At 68.1% G+C, this 2,389-nt stretch carries 3 protein-coding genes; 1 reads left to right on the top strand and 2 read right to left on the bottom strand.

Features of this window, described 5'->3' with window-relative positions:
* Positions 1-1,138, top strand: a 1,138-nt coding sequence (locus J0695_RS34490; RefSeq protein WP_206968716.1) for a catalase, incomplete at its 5' end; no start/stop codon positions are given.
* Between the two features lie 76 nt (positions 1,139-1,214).
* Here J0695_RS34490 and J0695_RS34485 read toward each other — a convergent pair.
* Together J0695_RS34485 and J0695_RS34480 are read right to left on the bottom strand one after the other, a co-directional pair.
* On the bottom strand, positions 1,215-1,619 hold the full coding sequence (locus tag J0695_RS34485) for a CBS domain-containing protein (protein WP_206968715.1): 405 nt from the start codon (positions 1,617-1,619) through the stop codon (positions 1,215-1,217).
* A 210-nt stretch (positions 1,620-1,829) separates the two neighbouring features.
* Positions 1,830-2,389 (bottom strand): inositol monophosphatase family protein (locus J0695_RS34480; RefSeq protein WP_206968714.1); only part of this gene is annotated, 560 nt, incomplete at its 5' end.

The following is a 2,389-nucleotide window of genomic DNA, read 5'->3' as shown; positions in this document are numbered from 1 at the left end:
GCGCGACCCGCGCGGCTTCGCGCTGAAGTTCTATACCGAAGAGGGCAACTACGACCTCGTCGGAAACAACACCCCGGTGTTCTTCATCAAGGACGCCATCAAGTTCCCGGACTTCATCCACACCCAGAAGCGCGACCCGTACACAGGCAGCCAGGAAGCCGACAACGTGTGGGACTTCTGGGGTCTGAGCCCCGAGTCCACCCACCAGGTGACGTGGCTCTTCGGTGACCGCGGCATCCCGGCGACCCTGCGCCACATGAACGGGTACGGCTCGCACACGTACCAGTGGAACAATGAGGCCGGCGAGGTCTTCTGGGTCAAGTACCACTTCAAGACCGACCAGGGCATCAAAAACCTCACCACCGAGGACGCCAACCAGCTCTCGGGTATGGACCCCGACAGCCACCAGCGCGATCTGCGCGAGTCGATCGAGCGCGGCGAGTTCCCGTCCTGGACGGTGCAGGTCCAGATCATGCCGGCGGCCGAGGCGGCGACGTACCGCTTCAACCCGTTCGACCTGACCAAGGTCTGGCCGCACGCGGACTACCCGCCGATCGAGATCGGCAAGCTGGAGCTCAACCGCAACCCGGAGAACATCTTCGCCGAGGTCGAGCAGTCCATCTTCTCGCCCGCCCACTTCGTGCCCGGCATCGGTCCGTCGCCCGACAAGATGCTGCAGGGCCGTCTCTTCGCGTACGGCGACGCGCACCGCTACCGCGTCGGCATCAACGCCGACCACCTGCCGGTGAACCGCCCGCACGCCACCGAGGCGCGCACCAACTCCCGTGACGGCGCGCTGTACGACGGCCGTCACCAGGGCAGCAAGAACTACGAGCCGAACTCGTTCGGCGGCCCGTTCCAGACGGACAAGCCGCTGTGGCAGCCCGCCCCCGTGTCGGGTGCGACCGGCAACCACGAGGCGCCCAGCCACGCCGAGGACAACGACTTCGTGCAGGCCGGCAACCTCTACCGGCAGATGTCCGAGGACGAGCAGGGGCGCCTGGTCGAGAACCTTGCGCAGTTCATCTCGAAGGTGTCGCGCGACGACATCGCCGAGCGCGCGGTCAACAACTTCCGCCAGGCCGACGGTGACTTCGGCAAGCGACTGGAGACGGCGGTCGCCGCTCTGCGCGCCTGATCGTCACCCCCGTAGAGCGCTTCGGAGGGCCGGTTCCCGTGTCGTACGGGAGCCGGCCCTCCGTGCGTGGTGTACGTCAGGAGACCAGCTGCTCCGCCGGGTGCAGTCTGCCCGGCGCCCACGCGCGGATGATGTCGCGCACCGACACGACGCCCACCGGGCCCATGTCGTCCAGCACGATCAGATGCCGGAAGCCGCCGTGCGCCATCGCTGCGGCCGCCTCCTCAAGGGTCCAGGAGGGCGCGGCGAAGACGACGTCGGTCGTGGTGTGCGTCGCGGCGAGTTCATGGTCGGGGTCGAGGCCCGAGCCCACCGCGTTGAGGATGTCGCGTTCGGTGAGGATGCCGAGACCGCTGGTGTCGGGGTCCAGGACCACGGCCGCGCCGACGCGGCGCGCCGACATCAGCCGGGCGGACTGGCGCAGGGTGTGGGCGGGGCCGATGGTGAGGACCACTGTGCTCATGGCGTCGCGGACGAGCATGAATGGAGCCACCTCCTTGGTGGACCGGAACACGAGAACCGATTCACAAGTTCACAAGTGGGGGGACTCCTAGAGTCGCATCCCGCCGTGGGGTCAACAAGGGGGTGGTAGGGGCGAGTTGAGGGGCGCGTAAAAGTACGACTCACGCCCCTCGCGCCCCTCACGCGCCTCAGAAGTGAAGCTGCGGGAAAGCCCTGGGGAGACTGGCGGTTACTGGTAACGCTGGTTCAGATAGCCGAGCAGGTCGCCGTGGAGCAGCCCGTTGGAGGCCGCCGCATTGCCGCCCTCCACCCCGCGCACCCCGTCGAGGCTGGTGAACGTCCCGCCGGCCTCCTCGACGATGATCGCGTTCGCCGCCATGTCCCAGAGGGAGAGTTCCGGCTCCGCGCACATGTCCACCGAGCCCTCGGCGACCATCATGTACGGCCAGAAGTCCCCGTAGCCGCGCGTCCGCCAGCAGTCCCGGGTCAGATCCAGGAAGCCGTCGAGCCTGCCCTGCGCCTCCCAGCCCGTCAGTGAGGAGTACGCGAACGAGGAGTCGGCGACTTTGCCGACGCTGGAGACACGCAGCCTGCTCGCCGAGGTGAGACTGCGGCCGGTGTACGCGCCGCCGCCCTTCGCCGCCCACCAGCGGCGGCCGAGCGCGGGCGCCGAGACCACGCCGACCACCGGTTCATAGCCGCCCTCGCCCACCACGGTCAGGGAGATCAGCGTCGCCCAGACCGGCACACCGCGGACGTAGTTCTTGGTGCCGTCGATCGGGTCGACGA

Origin of the sequence: Streptomyces beijiangensis (genome assembly GCF_017315755.1) — a bacterium.
In the GTDB taxonomy this organism is placed as follows: domain Bacteria; phylum Actinomycetota; class Actinomycetes; order Streptomycetales; family Streptomycetaceae; genus Streptomyces; species Streptomyces beijiangensis.
This window is presented reverse-complemented; position numbering and strand designations above follow the sequence as displayed.